The following is a 14,545-nucleotide window of genomic DNA, read 5'->3' as shown; positions in this document are numbered from 1 at the left end:
GCACCGTGCCAGTCAGTCTGCGATCACCGCTCGGGGAACGTCGGCGCGCAACGTGAAGTCGGTGACGAATTCGCCGTCTTCGGGGCCGTATCGATTCTTGATGTCGTAGCTCTCGACGTCGAACGCGTCGAGGGACGGCGAATGGGTGGTGACGGCCATCGAGCCGCCGTCGATGTCGAATTGGAGCAGGCGTTGAAAGCCGGTGCTGCGTTCGCCGTCGACCTCGAAGTACTGGTAGTCGGCCAGCAGTTGCACGACGGTGCGGTCGGTCTCTCCCACGTGCTCGTCGACGACCGCGACCTGGCCGTCGACGTGCCCGGACAGGACGAGGAAGACGGTCTCGTGTGGAACGACCAGTCGATTCCAGATCTGTTGGCCGGAGCTCGACCCGATGTCGCCGAACCCCATCAGTTTCTTCTCGCCGAGTTCGTCGAGGTAGTAGTGCGTGCCGATGACGACATTGCGGTCGGGGTTCTCGTCGAGAACTCGTTCGGCCCACTGCATGACCTTCTCCGGCGGGTTGTAGCCGATGTACAGCATCAAGAATTTGGCACCCGCGATGTCGACCAGGTCGTAGTGCGCCGAATTGTCCTCGTCGGTGAACGAACCGCCCCAATAGGGTTGATCCCGATAACGCTGAGGGCCGAAGTACTCGTTGTAGAGCGCGTGATTCTTCTCGTGCTCCCCGGGGACCAATTTGCCTGCGGCGTTCCAGATGTTGTCGTGGTTACCGGGCAGAACGCCGTGGGCGATGCCGGCATCCTCGAGGATCTGCATCGATTCGCTGGCGGCCTCGAACTCCTTGCGCGCCTGAGTATCCGGACGCCCCGGGCTGATCCAGCTCTGAATCAGGTCGCCGGTGTGCATGCTGTAGTCGATCTTCAGCTCGTCGGCGTTGTCGGCGGTCCACTGCGTCATCTCCGAATACACACCGGGATCGTCGCGGGCTATGTACTGCGTGTCGGTGATGTGCTGGAGCGCGAAATCGTACGTGCTCGGATCGGCGAAGCTGCTGTCGGGGCGCGCGTTGGTTTCGGCGAAAGAACGATCTGCACGCGGGTTGTCGATGACCAGTACTTCGACAGTGCCTCTCTCGGTGGAGATCTCGGCACTCAATTCCACCTGACCGCCGGGCGCAACCGGGTCGGCCGTGGCAATGGCCGGGCCCCACGTGTTGCCCGACTGGTCCCATACATGCAACGCCAGATCGTTGGTGTTCACCGATCTGCCGGACCACGTCAGCGTCGCCGTGTCCGTACCCGGCGCGAACGTCGCGGTGTAGCGGAGGTAGGGGTATTCGTCCCACCCCGAGGTACGCATCTCCGTCATCGACGACTCGACACCGACCTCGTGAGTCGGCGGATTCGGCGCGTCTGCGACACCCGCGACCATGGACGTGGTGATCGCCGCGGGCACCGTCGTCAACCCGATCCCCGGTACCGCAGCCGCCTGGCGAGGCGTCGGCTGGTCGCGGCGCTCGGCAGCCGCATCGGCACCGGTGAGGGCAAGCAGCACACAGGTCAGCGCCAGGGAGCCGAATGCCGATGGGCGCTTCATGCCATCGAGGTTACCGATACCAGCGCCAGAGCTGCGGAGTTGCAAAGACGAGGGTCACTGCTAGGGCGGTGACCACAGCCTGGCCGATACGGCCTGCCGTCACACCCTCGGACGGGCCGTGCAGTGGGTAGTTCACGACGGCATTGGCCACGGCATCGAGCACCAATGTCGTGGAACCGATCAGCAGCCCGATCCGTCTGCGCTGTGCGATGAGAACCGCCGCAAGCGGATCGAGGACGACGAGCGCAACGAAGAACCACGCGATCACCGCGGGTGTGCCCGGGTAGGGGTTCTCCCCGCCGCCGGCCAGCTGCACCAAGTGAACCGCTGTGCCGTAGGCGAAGACTGCGGCGAAGAGGTACGTCAAAATCCGGACGTGTCGAGGGTCTGATCGCACGAGTCCGACGCTACTGCCCGTCTACAGTCGGCTCATGTCCGCGCAGCATCGCCCTCGGGTTCTGATCGGTATCTCCGGCTGGACGTACGCGCCGTGGCGAGGGGATTTCTACCCGAGCGGTCTCGCGCATCGCAAGGAACTCGGGTACGCGTCCGAACACCTGACGTCGATCGAGATCAACGGCACGTTCTACGCGATGCAGAAGCCGTCGAGCTTCACCAAGTGGCACGACGAAACTCCCGACGACTTCGTGTTCTCCATCAAGGGTGGGCGGTACGTCACGCACATCAAGCGGCTCGTCGGCGTCGAGTCGGCATTGGCGAACTTCTTCGCCACCGGGGTCCTCACCCTCGGTGACAAGCTGGGGCCATTCTTGTGGCAGCTCCCACCCAATCTCGAGTTCGACGCGCAGAAGATGACGGACTTCTGCGCCCTGTTGCCCAGAACTGTTTCTGCTGCAGTAACTCTGGCGGAGTCGCGGGACGACAAACTGGCCGAGGATCGAGTGCTGTTGCCGGCTGCGTCGTCTCGGCCACTGCGGCACTGTATCGAGGCCAGACATGCAAGCTTCGCCTCCGACGAGGCAGTGGAACTGTTGCGCGAGAACGATATTGCGATCGTGGTTGCCGACACTGCCGGAAAGTACCCGTACATCGACACCCCCACAGCGGATTTCATGTATGCCCGACTGCACGGAGACGAAGAGTTGTACGCCAGCGGCTACACCGACGACGCTCTCGATCGATGGGCCACCAAGATCTCCGAGTGGACGTCGGCGGGCCGGGACGTCTTCGTGTACTTCGACAACGACATCAAGGGCTACGCACCCTTCGACGCCATGAAACTCATCGAGCGCGTCGGTAGCTGAGTATTCGTCTCTCTAGGATCGAAGCTAGAGGAGCGAATACTCGTGTAGCTACTGACTCGATGCAGGTAGAGCCTCTGCGACACGTGAAAGGCTGCGCGCCGCCGCGAGAATCGTCTCCACCTTGTCCGTCAAGGCGTCGCCCTCGAATGTCTCCACGCGGCCACCGACGCTGATCGACGCGACGACCACCCCGTCGCGTCCGAGAATCGGTGCGCCCACCGCCGCGACGCCGGCCAGGTAGTCGGAGTTGCTCAGCGCGTATCCCTGCGTTCGGATCCGGTCGAGATGATCCATCAACTGGTCTGGTGACGTCAGTGTTCGGCTCGTGTATGCAGCAAGCTCTCCGCCGAGCCAGCGGTCGCGAATGCGAGCGGAGAACGCGAGCATCGCCATCGGCCCGGCCGTGGCGTGATACGGAAGAACGGATCCAATCGAAATGCCAGCTACCACAAGGGGATTGCTGCCCTCGTGGCGGTCGATGCACACCGCGCCCTCGTCAGCGGGAACCATCAGATAGGCGGTGTCGCCGAACTTTTGGGCGATGTCCGACAGATACGGCTGGGCGGCACCGCGGATGTCGAGCTGTGTCAACGCGGACGATCCGATCTCGAACACCGGCATGGCGATCCGGTACGCACCCTCCGCTGTTCTGTCCACCCAGCCGGCATGGATCAACGTCGTCATCAGGCGATGCACGGTCGTCTTGTTCATTCGACTCGCCGTCGTCAGGTCGTTGAGCGTCCACACAGGATGCGTCGTGTCGAAATGGTCGAGCAGAGCGCATGCCTTCACGACGGCACCGACGATGTCGCGGCCGGCCTGGGCGTCGGACTCGGTGGGAACTGCCACGAGTTGTTCCTTCCGGTCGGGTGGAGCGTCGTCGCCATCCTACGAACCGACGCGCGATGCGCTATCGATCCACGGGTATTGACTTGTGATCCGAGCCACTCTAAATTCGGAAGGCGTTCCGCAATACGAAACGGAGAGTGCTCGTGACGATGACTTTGAGAGGCCTGACCGAACAAGGCCTGGTGTATGCGCCCGGCGTCTGGGACGGGTTGACGGCCAAGCTGGCCGAGCAGGCGGGCTTCTCGGCGCTGTGCGCGTCCGGCTTCGCCGTATCGGCTGCGCTCGGACTGCCCGACGCCGAGCTGTACACCATGACCGAGAACCTGCAGGCCGTCCGGACCATTCGCGAGGCATCGTCTCTGCCCCTCGTCGCGGACATCGACACCGGCTACGGAAACGCCGTCAACGCCGCGCGCACCGCGACGCGGTTCGCCGAGGCCGGCGTCCAGGGTGTGTTCATGGAGGACCAGCTGTCGCCGAAGAAATGCCCGATCTGCGTCGGCGAGCCGGTGGACTTGATCTCCGTCGAGGAGGCGTCGGGCAAGGTTCGGGCGGTGCGTGATTCCATGCCGGACGACGTTCTGCTCATCGCACGCACCGACGCACGTGGCGACGAGGCGATCATGCGCGCACAGGCCTACGTCGACGCCGGAGCCGACATGATCATGCCGGTGACGAAGACGTTCGAGACCGTCGAGCAGTGGGAGAACTGTCACCGAGCGGTCGGGGTTCCGCTGATGGCCACGCTCACCGCGTCGACCTGGACCGAGCGGGAGTTCACTCCGGAGGTTCTGGCACAGATCGGAGTGCGGCTGGCCCTGCTGCCCACTCAGGTGCTGATGGCCGCAACCGGTGCCGCACGCGAGACTCTGCGTCGCCTGGCCGCAGGCGAAGCTCCCGCCGACGTCAGTGCCGACGCGCTGCAGCACCACGAGTTCGTGGACCTCATCGGTTTTCCCGAAGTCGAAGCGCAGCAGCGTAAGTACCTTCCTGCGGAGGCGAACCGATGACATCGGCCGCGTTCACGATGGTCGAGAAGATCCTCGGTAGGACCTGTGGCGGTGATCCCGTGCGTGCCGGTGAGAACCACGCGGTTCGACCGGCTCGGATGATCGCGTACGACTTCCCCGGGTACACCGATGTGATGTTCCGGCAGATGCGCGACGACTTCGGTATCACCTCACTCGAGGACCCGTCTCGGTACGTCGTCTTCATCGATCACATGTTGACCAAGCGCAACGACCGGGAACAAGAAGTACACCAGGTCACCCGAGAGTGGTGCGAGTACTACGGAATCGAGTTGCACGAGGGCCGCGGCATCGGGCACCAACTCACCGCTGAACTCGGCCTTGCCATCCCCGGTGACTTCCTCGTCCACTTCGACGGCCACATCAGCGGAATCGGCGCGTTCGGTGCGTTGGGCTGGGGTATCCGCCGAGATCTGATCGAGGCATGGGTGACCGGCCAACTCTACGTGGACATTCCGGCGACCACGCGGTTCGACCTGTACGGAGAATTCGCGCCGGGGGTGGACAGCCGCGATCTGGTGCACACCATCATCGACCTCGTCGGGGCCGACGGGTGCGCACACCAGGTGATGGAATTCGGTGGCCCCGGTGCCCGGTCGATGAAAATCGATCACCGGCAGGGATTGTGCGGCATGGCGATGTTCACCGGAGCCGTGTCCGCGATATTCGAACCGGACGAGACCTCACTCGCCTACGCCAACGATGTTGCGAGACAATCGTTCACGCCGGTCTACCCAGACTCCGATGCGACCTACGCAGCTCGGCACACCATCGACCTCGCCCAGATCGTGCCGCAGGTCGTGCAGCCCGGCTCGGCGCGTGCAGCCAACACCCACACTGCAGCCGAACTCGCCGGCACTCCGATCACCAAGGCGTTCATCGGATCCTGTGCCAGTGGACGAATCGAGGATCTGCGGGCCGCGGCACTCGTACTCGACGGACGCACCGTGGCTCCCGGTGTGGAGCTCAATGTCGTGCCCACGTCGCAGAAGGTGCACGATCAGGCCGAGCAAGAGGGGCTGCTCGACGTACTGCGCGCGGCGGGTGCGCACATTGCAGTGTCGAGCTGCGACTTCTGTTTCGGCTATCAGAAGCCGTTGGCGGCGGGCGAGAATTGCATATCCACCGGCGTGCTCAACATCTCCGGCCGGATGGGTAGCTCGGACGCCAACATCTACATGGGTTCTCCGTACACCGTCGCCGCCAGCGCGCTGGCCGGCACGATCCAGCAGGTGGGCTCGTGAGCGCCTACCCACCCCCGCCCGACGTCATCTCCGGCCGAGTTGCCTGGGTCTTCGGCGACGACTTCGACATCGATCTCGTTGTCGGCGTTGCGAATATCAAGTCGTACGATCCCGAACACCTGAGGTCGGTCTGCATGACCGCATACGATCCGGGTTTCGTCGATCGTGTTCGGCCGGGCGACATCATCGTCGGCGGCCGCAACTTCGGGTACGGTCACCCGCACTATCCGCCGATGGTGGCTCTGCGCAACGCCGGTATCCAGGCCATCGTGGCCGAGTCGTTCTCGCCGGGATTCTGGCGCGGAGAGACATTCAACGGAGTACCCCTCATCACCATTCCGGAAGTCTCCGGCGCGGTCGTCACCGGTGATGCCGTCGAACTCGATTGGCGACGAGCAGCATTGACCACTGCCGATGGGCGATCCCTGGTAGGTAGTGCGCCCAGCCCTCGTACTGTCGCAGTCATCGAGGCCGGCGGATCGTACGAACTACTTCTGGCCGAACACCGAAGCAAGCAACCACTCACAGGACAGGGAACAGCGCGATGACGAACGTCGACCAGCCTTCTGCGGTCACCAGCGCACCGAAAGCCGACACCACCACCGCGCGCCGTGCCGCGCTCGCCGGTGGCGTCGGCACGCTCATCGAGTATTACGACTTCGCCGTCTACGGATTTCTCGCCGTAGTCATTGCGCCACTGTTCTTTCCGTCCACCAGCCCCGGCGTGTCCATCCTCGCGACCCTGGCGGTATTCGGAGTCGCATACGTCGCACGTCCGCTCGGTGGAATCTTCTTCGGACGCCTCGGCGACAGAAAGGGTCGTCGACAGGCTCTGGTCGTGACGGTGGTCTGCATGGGCATCGCGTGCGGAGTCCTGGGAATGCTGCCCACACACTCGAGTGTGGGCGTGCTGGCACCGATTCTGCTCGTCGTCATCCGACTCGCCCAAGGGTTCTCTGCAGGAGGTGAAATCGGTGGTGCAGCAACCTATATCGCAGAGTCTGCACCGCCGAACCGTCGCGGCTTCTTCGGGTCGTTCACGCCGGTCGGTTCCACCCTCGGATTCGCGGTCGCCGCAGCCGTTGTCGGAGTGGTCGCCCTCATCACCACCGACGACCAGATGTCGTCGTGGGGATGGCGCATTCCGTTTCTGCTTGCACTTCCCCTCGCTCTGGTCTGTCTGCGAGTGCGGCTGAAGCTGGAGGACAGCCCGGAGTTCGAGGAAATGGCGGCGAAGAACGAGGTTGCGAAAAGCCCGTTGAGCGATGTCGTGAAGAAGCAGCCGTGGTCGGTGCTGCGCGTCGTGGGCATCGCCATCGCGATGAACGGATCCGGTTACATCGGTCTGACGTACTTCAGCGTGTACCTGATCAATGACCTCGGATTCTCCAAGGACTCGGTCTACTGGACATCGGCGATCGCAATTGCGTTGGCCTGTGCGACCTTCCCGCTCAGCGGCATGCTCACCGACAGATTCGGGCGCAAACCGGTACTGCTCAGCGGCTACGTTGCATATGTCGTCATTGCGTTGCCGGTGTTCATGATCCTCGGCGCGACGTCGTCGATCATCGTGGTGGGCTGTGTGTACTTCGTCTACATGGTTCTCAACGGAGTCGTGCAGGTACCCGCGTTCCCACTGTTCACCGAGCTGTTCCCCCGGGCAGTCCGATACACCGGAGTGTCGTTGGGCTTCAACATCGGCACCATCGCCGCAGGCGGAACTGCACCGTACGTCGCCGCCCAACTGGTCGAGTCGACCGGTAACGCCATGTCACCCGCCTACTGGGTCATGGGTGTCTGCGTGATCGGCGTACTCACGGTGCTGACCATCAAGGAAACCGGACGCGAGAAACTCCCGGTGTAGTGCGGCGTAGATGCCGGCCGTAGTTCGAGACTCGCCCCACCACGTGCACTCGGCGTGGTGGGGCGTCCCGCGTGTGTGCGGTCGAGGACGCGCCGACCGGGGTGACAAACGCGAGCGCACTTGCCAGATGCGCGCAGAATAGCGACGTGATCGGCGTCTAATTTGTGCGCGTCTGGCAAACGCGCGCGCGTTTGCGGAAATGGGGGCCGCTACCCCAGTATTCCGCACTCTTGCGTCAAAGCTAGATATGGATAGACAGCGCTACGGAGCGCAGAGTCGACGCACGGCGGCTTCGATTTTCGACGCCCGACGCTGAATTTCGGCGTCGTCGGCAGGCTCGCAGTGCGGGCTCGGCGCGGTCATCCACGCCGAGGTGATGCCGAACATCATGGTGATCAGATCCTCGACGGTGAAGGCGTCGGAGATCAGTCCGTCTCGCTGGGCGTCGGCCATGGCCCTGTGTCGCTCGGCGATGACCGAGTGGATGTCGTCGGTGCCCGAGGTCGCCATACCGCCCTGAAGCTGAGTCCACAGCAGGAGGCGGTGCTCCTCGGGATGCGCAGCGAGGTGCAGGTATTCGCGCGCTGCGTATCCGCCGAGGTCGTCGACGGCGAAGGGTACTTCGTCGATGAACCGCGCGAACCCGTCCTCGACGACGGCCCGGAACAGGGCTTCTTTGTCGCCGAAGTAGGCGTACAGACGTTCTTTGCTGGCCTTGGCCGCGGCCGCGATCCGATCGACGCGGGCCCCGGCCAGCCCGTGTACCGAGAACTCGTCCCGGGCGGCGACGACGATGCGGGCGCGGGTCGCACTGGCGTCAGGTTTCATGGCGGTCACCATACCCCCAACCAACTAGTTCGTTTGACTATTGGTTCTGGGTCGCCTACCTTTTTGCTCGGGACATTTTTCGTGCCCAGAATCAACGAGTACGAGTGGGGTACAAGCATGTCGCAGCACTCCGAGCGCGAAGCGCCGGATCTGAATCCGAACTACGAGCGCCGATGGCTGGTGCTGTGCATCGTCGCCATCACGCAGCTCACGATCGTGCTCGACGGCACGATCGTCAACATTGCGCTGCCGCAGGCTCAGCTGGATCTCGGCATCAGCGACAGCAGCCGCGCCTGGGTCATCACCGCCTACGCGTTGTCGTTCGGCGCACTGCTGCTGCTCGGCGGACGCATTGCCGACTACTGGGGACGCAAGCGCTCGTTCATCGTCGGCATGGCAGGCTTCGCCGTTGCCTCCGCTATCGGCGGACTCGCTCAGGAAGGCTGGCAGCTGTTCATCGCGCGCGCCGGCCAGGGTGTGTTCGCTGCACTGCTCGCCCCGGCAGCACTGGCCATCCTGACGGTGACGTTCACCGACACCAAGGAACGCGCCAAAGCGTTCGGCGTCTTCGGCGCCATTGCCGGTGGCGGCGCAGCGGTCGGCCTGCTCCTCGGCGGAGTGCTCACCGAATACGCGAACTGGCGCTGGTGCCTGCTGGTCAACATCCCGGTCGCAGTGTTCGCCATCGCCGCAGCGGTGCCGCTGGTGAAGGAGAGCAAGGCTCACGGAGACACCCGCTACGACCTGCCCGGCGCGATCCTCGTCGCTCTCGGTCTGGCATCGCTGGTCTACGGCTTCACCGAGGCCGAAGACGGCTGGGCGACGGTACCCACCATCTCGTTCATCGCGCTCGGCCTCGCTCTGCTGGCCGCGTTCGTCGTCGTCGAGTCCAAGTCCGCCAACCCACTGCTGCCGTTGAGTGTGTTGCTCGACCGTGACCGCGGTGCCGCGTACATCGGCTCGGCCGTCATCGGCGCTGCCCTGCTCGGTGGCACGTTGTACCTCACGTTCTACTTCCAGATCGTGCTGGAGATGAGCCCGGTGATCGCCGGCGTCGCGTCGCTCCCGATGACCGGCGGCATTTTGATCACGGCCGCGCTCGCTTCTGCACTCGTGCCGAAGATCGGACCCAAGCCGCTGATGGCCGTCGGTCCGGTCGTCTCCGCAGTCGGCCTGCTGCTGCTCACCCAGATCGGCGTCGACACCTCGTACTTCACGCACGTCCTGCCGGGCGTCGTGCTGCTCGGCCTCGGCCTCGGTCTGCTGATGGTTCCGATGCAGAACGTCGCACTGATCGGCGTTCCCGATCACGACGCAGGTGCCGCATCGGCGCTGATCAACGCCACCCTGCAGGTCGGTGGTGCACTCGGTGCTGCGGTGTTCACCACCGTCTACACCTCGTCGAAGACCTCGTACCTGGCCGAGAATCCGGCACCGACTCCGCCCGCCGGAGTTCCCGCGGAAGCTCTCGCCGGCCAGGAAGTGCCCAGCGACGAGATGTTGGCCGCGCTGCCGGAGCCGATCCGCAACTTCGTGCTCGCGACCATCGACCACGCGTTCTCGGCCGAGGTCTCCGGCTACGCCTGGGCATTCGGTACCGCCGCGATCCTCGTAGCGCTGGTGAGCCCGGTCGTGTTGCTGCTCGTCCGCGCGAAGAAAGACGACCTGCCCGTCGGCGACACCCCGGTACATATCGGATAACGCAGGCACGAACCGACAACCCCGCTGCTCAGCCGTCGAGCAGCGGGGTTGACGTTCTTCGAAGGCATCGTCAGTCCGGGTCGATTGCTTCGGCCTGCGCGGTGAGCAACATGTGCAGCAGCTCGGGAGGCAATGCCATCGGAGGCATCGCGCCGAGAGTGATGGAGTTGTCGGAATCGCCGTTCAGTTCCTCCACCTCGTCGTGCAGGCTTTCCATCTTCTCGTCCAGCGTGTTGGCCGTCTCGGCGGCCTCGGTCAGTTCCGCCAACAGGGTGGGCGGAATCTGGCCGCGGTACTTGTAGAAGATCTTGTGCTCGAGGCTCGCCCAGAAATCCATGGCAATCGTGCGGATCTGGAGTTCGACCAAGACCGGTTGGACGCGATCGGACATGAACACCGGAATTTCGACGATGAGGTGCAAACTCTTGTAGCCGTTGGCTTTCGGGTTCGCGATGTAATCCTTGACCTCGACGACTCGAACGTCGGTCTGACTACTGAGCATGTCCGCGATGCGGTAGGTGTCGGAGATGAAGCTGCACGTGATGCGGACACCTGCGACGTCGAAGATGTTCTCGCGAATGGCGTCGAGCGTCAGTGCGCACTTCTTGCGCTGAGCCTTGTCGACGATGCTCTCGGGCGTCTTGAGTCGCGACGAGACATGCTCGATGGGGCTGTAGCGGTGGATGTGAGTGAATTCCTGCTTCAGGATGTTGATCTTGGTGATCAGTTCGTCGATTCCGAACTTGTAACTCATCATGAAGCGGGTGAAATCGTGCCTCAGCTGCACCAGGTCGACGACGGCTTCACTGTTGCTCATGCCCCCGATTGTCCACGATCGCCGGACGTGACCGCGCCGCGCGAGAATCGAAGCTGGCGTCGCTGCACGTGGCACCGAGTTCTGGGGTGAACCGCACGAGATTGCACCTCTGGCACTGATGGGTACGGTGATGCCCCCGCTCACACGAGCAAGCACGCGAACCCACCAGTACCGAACCGGCGACAAGCGGATGGCCGTTGGTGCAGTGAGTAGGTGCTCGTTCTGCCCACCGATCGCCGACGCGGTAGAGCGAGCCGGCAACCGGGTCGGTGTCGCGCTCGTCGGATGCCATCGCGCGCAACCGCCTTCGACACTGTCTACCGCCCGATTTGGACCGCCCGAAGTGGCTCCGCTGGCCGCATCGCCAACTCCGGGGGCCCGCTCAGACTAACAGAAATCGAACGTATGTTCTAACGTGGATGTCAAAACCACGTCTTGCGGCCACCGACTGCGCGCCCCATCGAACCGAGCAACGTCAGAACCGCGCCGACGACCACCAGAATGATGCCGATAGTCGTCAAAATTGAAATGCCGGCGAAATAGCCGATGAGGGCGAGGATGATTCCGAGAACGATCATGACTACTCCTGGTGCCAAAGTGAGCCCACTATCGACGAATTGTCGATGGGACCGAACCTACTCGGGCGCGTGGACGATTGCTCACAATTGTCGCTATTTTCCGGCATCCACTTTCGCCGCGAGGAAAGCCTCCGGATCGATCAGATCCGCCTGCCCCACGATCGATCCCAGATCCGCGATGCGCTCGATCCCGGTGAGCACCATCTCCTCCTCGACGGTGCCCTCGGCGTAGCCGTAGTAGCAGGTCGACGTGGTGTGGTTGTGGTCCTTGTCGATGCGGTTGGCGCGGCCCTCGATCTGCCTGATGTCGATGGGTGTCCACCGAGGATCGTGAATCAGCGTCACGCGCGGTGCGAGTGTGGAGACCGTCCCCTCCGGGAGCAGTAACTCGTTGGTGTGCAGGTTGATCGCGCTCGTGGTGGTCGAGACGATGACCGACGCGTCGCCGGTCTGAAAACGACGAATCGACGCCTCCTGCTCGGGACTGCTCATGCTCCCGTCGACCACGGCGACCTCGAGCCCCTCGTCTCGAAGTGTCTGGGCCAGAGCAGCGACCGACTCGCGGTAGAACATCGAGACGAACACCTGATTGCCTGCCTTGACCCACGTCCGGACTTGATCCGCAGACGCGGGAATGCGCAGGTACGAGCACTTCTGGCGAAATCGCAGCGTCGCCGCACGAGTACTCGGATTCTTCTGCAGCACTCGCTTTCCGCCGACGGCCTTCCAGATCGGCAGGCCGACTTCCTTGCGGTAGTCCACCCACGCCGAGTTGTACAGCCGCTTCTGCGCGGCCGTGAGTTCCTGACCGAGGGGCTCCCGCGGAGTCGGTGGGGACGGCCGCGAAATAGACCACGGCACAGCACCTCCCGAGAGCCAGCCGTGCACAGACGCGATGTCGCGGGCTCGCTTCGTCGCGTCCTCGGGCTCCCACCGCCACGTGGTCAACCCCGTCGTCGCCTTCCCTGCCTTGACAGCGAACCCGGACTCGATGAGGAACTCCGCCCACTTCATGGTCACGGCATACCCGAGATACTCGTCGTCGCCGAGGATCTCGACGCCGCGGCTGCGTTCGACGGCGCGGGCCATGTACGCGAAATGCAGCGGCTGATAGCCGGGAGTGGCAGACATCCACACCACGGATCGGGCCGCCTCTTGATACCGCCACAGAATTTGCGACTGCTGCGACTCGATATTCATCAACGCATGCGACTCGTCGGCGATCACCACATCGATGTCGAACCGCAGCTCGCCCAGCGAGATGGTCCGCTTGTTCTGCGTCCGTTTACGTTTGCCCAGATCGGTCTCGGGCGGAACCGACAGCAGCTTCTTGGTGGACTGATAGGTGATCAGCAACCAACGCTTGCGGTCGGATGGTTCGATGTCGGCCTCGCTGTCTGCAATGGTGCGACGCCACCCCGGCAGCGCACCCTTGGGTGCCACCACCAGAACCGTGCCGATCTCGGCGGCCGACATCTGCCGCACGGCCTCGCACACGGCCAACGTCTTACCCAGACCCGTCGAATCCATCTGCGCGAAGTACGGGAAGCCGGCGTCGAGCGCGGCCAAATGGCGTCGGACCGATTCGAGTTGGGTGTCGCGAGGCTGCATCGCCCGTTCGCGCACCTCTTCGTCGCGCCAACTGTCGTTCGCGTCGTCCTCGAGCCACCGCTGCAGGCTGTACGGCATCGATTCGTACGGCTGCAGGTACTCGGGCAGTTCGGTTCCGTAATACGCGAACACGCGCGGTCCGGGGTACCAGCGCGCTCCCGCTGCGCCCGCCGCGGACCGATCCTCGAACGGCACGTCCAACACCCAGACGCGCTCGCCGGGATCGGGCACCCGAAGATCGGGGGCGGCGGACTTGCGGGGCGAGGTCTTGCGCGGGGCTGCTCTCTTGCGAGGTGCGGCCTTCTTCGGGGCAGCTTTCTTCGCTGCAGGCTCACCGTTCTTCGCAGCCGCGAACTTTCGCGCAGCGCTGCTCTGCCCGGCCTTGACGGTGCGGGCAGTGGTGGATCGGGCAGTGCGTTTACGAGGTGGCATCGGATCCAGTCTGTCGTACGGTGTGCACGAACACCGTAAAGGAGCCCTGTGACATACCCGAACGACCCGCGCGCCGTAGTTCTCGTCCACGACCGGGACCCGTCCCTGGCGCGTCGCGATATCGGCACCCTCGCCGCCGAATTGCGCACCAGGGGTTTCCTGTTGGACGTGCATTCCTTCGACCACAGTCCCGATGTCGCACCACCGACGCTGTCCGACGCGCAGGTGGTCGTGGTCATGGGCTCACCCGACGCTGCGTACGACGACACCCTGACGTGGCTCGCGCCGGAGATCGCGTACGTGCAGCAGGCGATCGATGCGCATGTCCCGGTTCTGGGTGTGTGCTTCGGCGGCCAGTTGCTTGCTCGCGTGCTCGGCGGATCCGTCCGCAAGTCCGAGTACCCCGAGTACGGATTCGTCGACGTCGAGACCTCCGATCCCGAGCTCGTCGCCTCGGGCCCGTGGATGGAATTCCACGGCGACACGTTCGTCGCGCCGCCGGAGGCCACGGTCATCGCCCGCAACGCGGCTGCGCAACAGGCCTTCGTCTGCGGCCCGCACCTCGGGTTGCAGTTCCACCCCGAGATCGACCTCGACACCTACGATGCATGGGCGGCCGCGTGGGAGCGCGACGGCGTCGAACACGCGGTGGACGTGCACCAGATCAGGCAAGACATTGCCGACTCCGAAGCAGCAGCTCGCAAGCGGTGCTCGGCCCTGCTGGACGCATTTCTCGCCCGATCCTCGGCGGTGCCCCGGTAGGGTCGAACG

General features: G+C 63.9%; 14 protein-coding genes. 7 read left to right on the top strand and 7 right to left on the bottom strand.

From position 1 onward, the window contains the following. Positions 1-12: 12 nt before the first annotated feature. Both JLZ96_RS12375 and JLZ96_RS12370 read right to left on the bottom strand, forming a co-directional pair. On the bottom strand, positions 13-1,557 hold the full coding sequence (locus tag JLZ96_RS12375) for a metallophosphoesterase (RefSeq protein ID WP_201010252.1): 1,545 nt from the start codon (positions 1,555-1,557) through the stop codon (positions 13-15). 10 nt (positions 1,558-1,567) lie between these two features. Continuing rightward, complete coding sequence (locus JLZ96_RS12370; protein ID WP_201010251.1) at positions 1,568-1,954, bottom strand: hypothetical protein; 387 nt, start codon at positions 1,952-1,954, stop codon at positions 1,568-1,570. A 34-nt stretch (positions 1,955-1,988) separates the two neighbouring features. On the opposite strand from JLZ96_RS12370, the gene JLZ96_RS12365 reads away from it, so the two are divergent. Further along, the gene (locus JLZ96_RS12365; RefSeq protein WP_032367739.1) at positions 1,989-2,822 is read left to right on the top strand and encodes a DUF72 domain-containing protein; all 834 of its coding nucleotides are present in this window, start codon (positions 1,989-1,991) and stop codon (positions 2,820-2,822) included. A gap of 48 nt (positions 2,823-2,870) precedes the next feature. Here JLZ96_RS12365 and JLZ96_RS12360 read toward each other — a convergent pair whose 3' ends face one another. Continuing rightward, positions 2,871-3,671 (bottom strand): IclR family transcriptional regulator, encoded by an 801-nt coding sequence (locus tag JLZ96_RS12360; RefSeq protein WP_201010250.1) that lies wholly within the window; start codon positions 3,669-3,671, stop codon positions 2,871-2,873. A gap of 149 nt (positions 3,672-3,820) precedes the next feature. Here JLZ96_RS12360 and JLZ96_RS12355 point away from each other — a divergent pair, with 149 nt between their 5' ends. Genes JLZ96_RS12355 through JLZ96_RS12340 form a run of 4 tightly spaced genes read left to right on the top strand, consistent with a single transcriptional unit; the run spans position 3,821 to position 7,807 of the window. After that, a complete protein-coding gene (locus JLZ96_RS12355; protein ID WP_027495170.1) occupies positions 3,821-4,681 on the top strand; it encodes an oxaloacetate decarboxylase in 861 nt (286 codons plus the stop codon). Further along, positions 4,678-5,943 carry an aconitase family protein gene (locus JLZ96_RS12350; protein ID WP_374758036.1) on the top strand — a complete coding sequence of 422 codons (1,266 nt, stop codon included), beginning with the start codon at positions 4,678-4,680 and terminating at the stop codon, positions 5,941-5,943. Before JLZ96_RS12355 ends, JLZ96_RS12350 begins: the two co-directional genes overlap by 4 nt. Continuing rightward, positions 5,940-6,491, top strand: a complete 552-nt coding sequence (locus JLZ96_RS12345; protein WP_032385138.1) for a 3-isopropylmalate dehydratase — start codon at positions 5,940-5,942, stop codon at positions 6,489-6,491. Before JLZ96_RS12350 ends, JLZ96_RS12345 begins: the two co-directional genes overlap by 4 nt. Then, positions 6,488-7,807: an MFS transporter gene (locus JLZ96_RS12340; protein WP_167328092.1), complete on the top strand. Its 1,320-nt coding sequence runs from the start codon at positions 6,488-6,490 to the stop codon at positions 7,805-7,807. Before JLZ96_RS12345 ends, JLZ96_RS12340 begins: the two co-directional genes overlap by 4 nt. A gap of 261 nt (positions 7,808-8,068) precedes the next feature. Here the strand turns inward: JLZ96_RS12340 and JLZ96_RS12335 are convergent, their stop codons facing one another. Beyond that, positions 8,069-8,635: a TetR family transcriptional regulator gene (locus JLZ96_RS12335; protein ID WP_032368008.1), complete on the bottom strand. Its 567-nt coding sequence runs from the start codon at positions 8,633-8,635 to the stop codon at positions 8,069-8,071. 117 nt (positions 8,636-8,752) lie between these two features. Here JLZ96_RS12335 and JLZ96_RS12330 point away from each other — a divergent pair, with 117 nt between their 5' ends. Beyond that, positions 8,753-10,336 carry an MFS transporter gene (locus tag JLZ96_RS12330; protein ID WP_032367742.1) on the top strand — a complete coding sequence of 528 codons (1,584 nt, stop codon included), beginning with the start codon at positions 8,753-8,755 and terminating at the stop codon, positions 10,334-10,336. 70 nt (positions 10,337-10,406) lie between these two features. Here the strand turns inward: JLZ96_RS12330 and JLZ96_RS12325 are convergent, their stop codons facing one another. The 3 genes from JLZ96_RS12325 to JLZ96_RS12315 form a co-directional block, all read right to left on the bottom strand. After that, a complete protein-coding gene (locus tag JLZ96_RS12325; RefSeq protein WP_027495176.1) occupies positions 10,407-11,153 on the bottom strand; it encodes a GTP pyrophosphokinase family protein in 747 nt (248 codons plus the stop codon). A 422-nt stretch (positions 11,154-11,575) separates the two neighbouring features. Beyond that, complete coding sequence (locus JLZ96_RS12320) at positions 11,576-11,731, bottom strand: DUF6131 family protein (protein ID WP_094611554.1); 156 nt, start codon at positions 11,729-11,731, stop codon at positions 11,576-11,578. A 93-nt stretch (positions 11,732-11,824) separates the two neighbouring features. Next, complete coding sequence (locus JLZ96_RS12315) at positions 11,825-13,774, bottom strand: DEAD/DEAH box helicase (RefSeq protein WP_236253927.1); 1,950 nt, start codon at positions 13,772-13,774, stop codon at positions 11,825-11,827. Between the two features lie 48 nt (positions 13,775-13,822). On the opposite strand from JLZ96_RS12315, the gene JLZ96_RS12310 reads away from it, so the two are divergent. Beyond that, positions 13,823-14,536 (top strand): type 1 glutamine amidotransferase, encoded by a 714-nt coding sequence (locus JLZ96_RS12310; protein ID WP_201010249.1) that lies wholly within the window; start codon positions 13,823-13,825, stop codon positions 14,534-14,536. Positions 14,537-14,545: the final 9 nt, after the last annotated feature.

It is taken from the genome of Rhodococcus sp. NKCM2511, assembly GCF_014905595.1.
Lineage (GTDB): Bacteria > Actinomycetota > Actinomycetes > Mycobacteriales > Mycobacteriaceae > Rhodococcoides > Rhodococcoides fascians.
The sequence above is the reverse complement of the archived record's forward strand: the minus strand, read 5'-3'. Positions and strand labels throughout refer to the sequence as shown.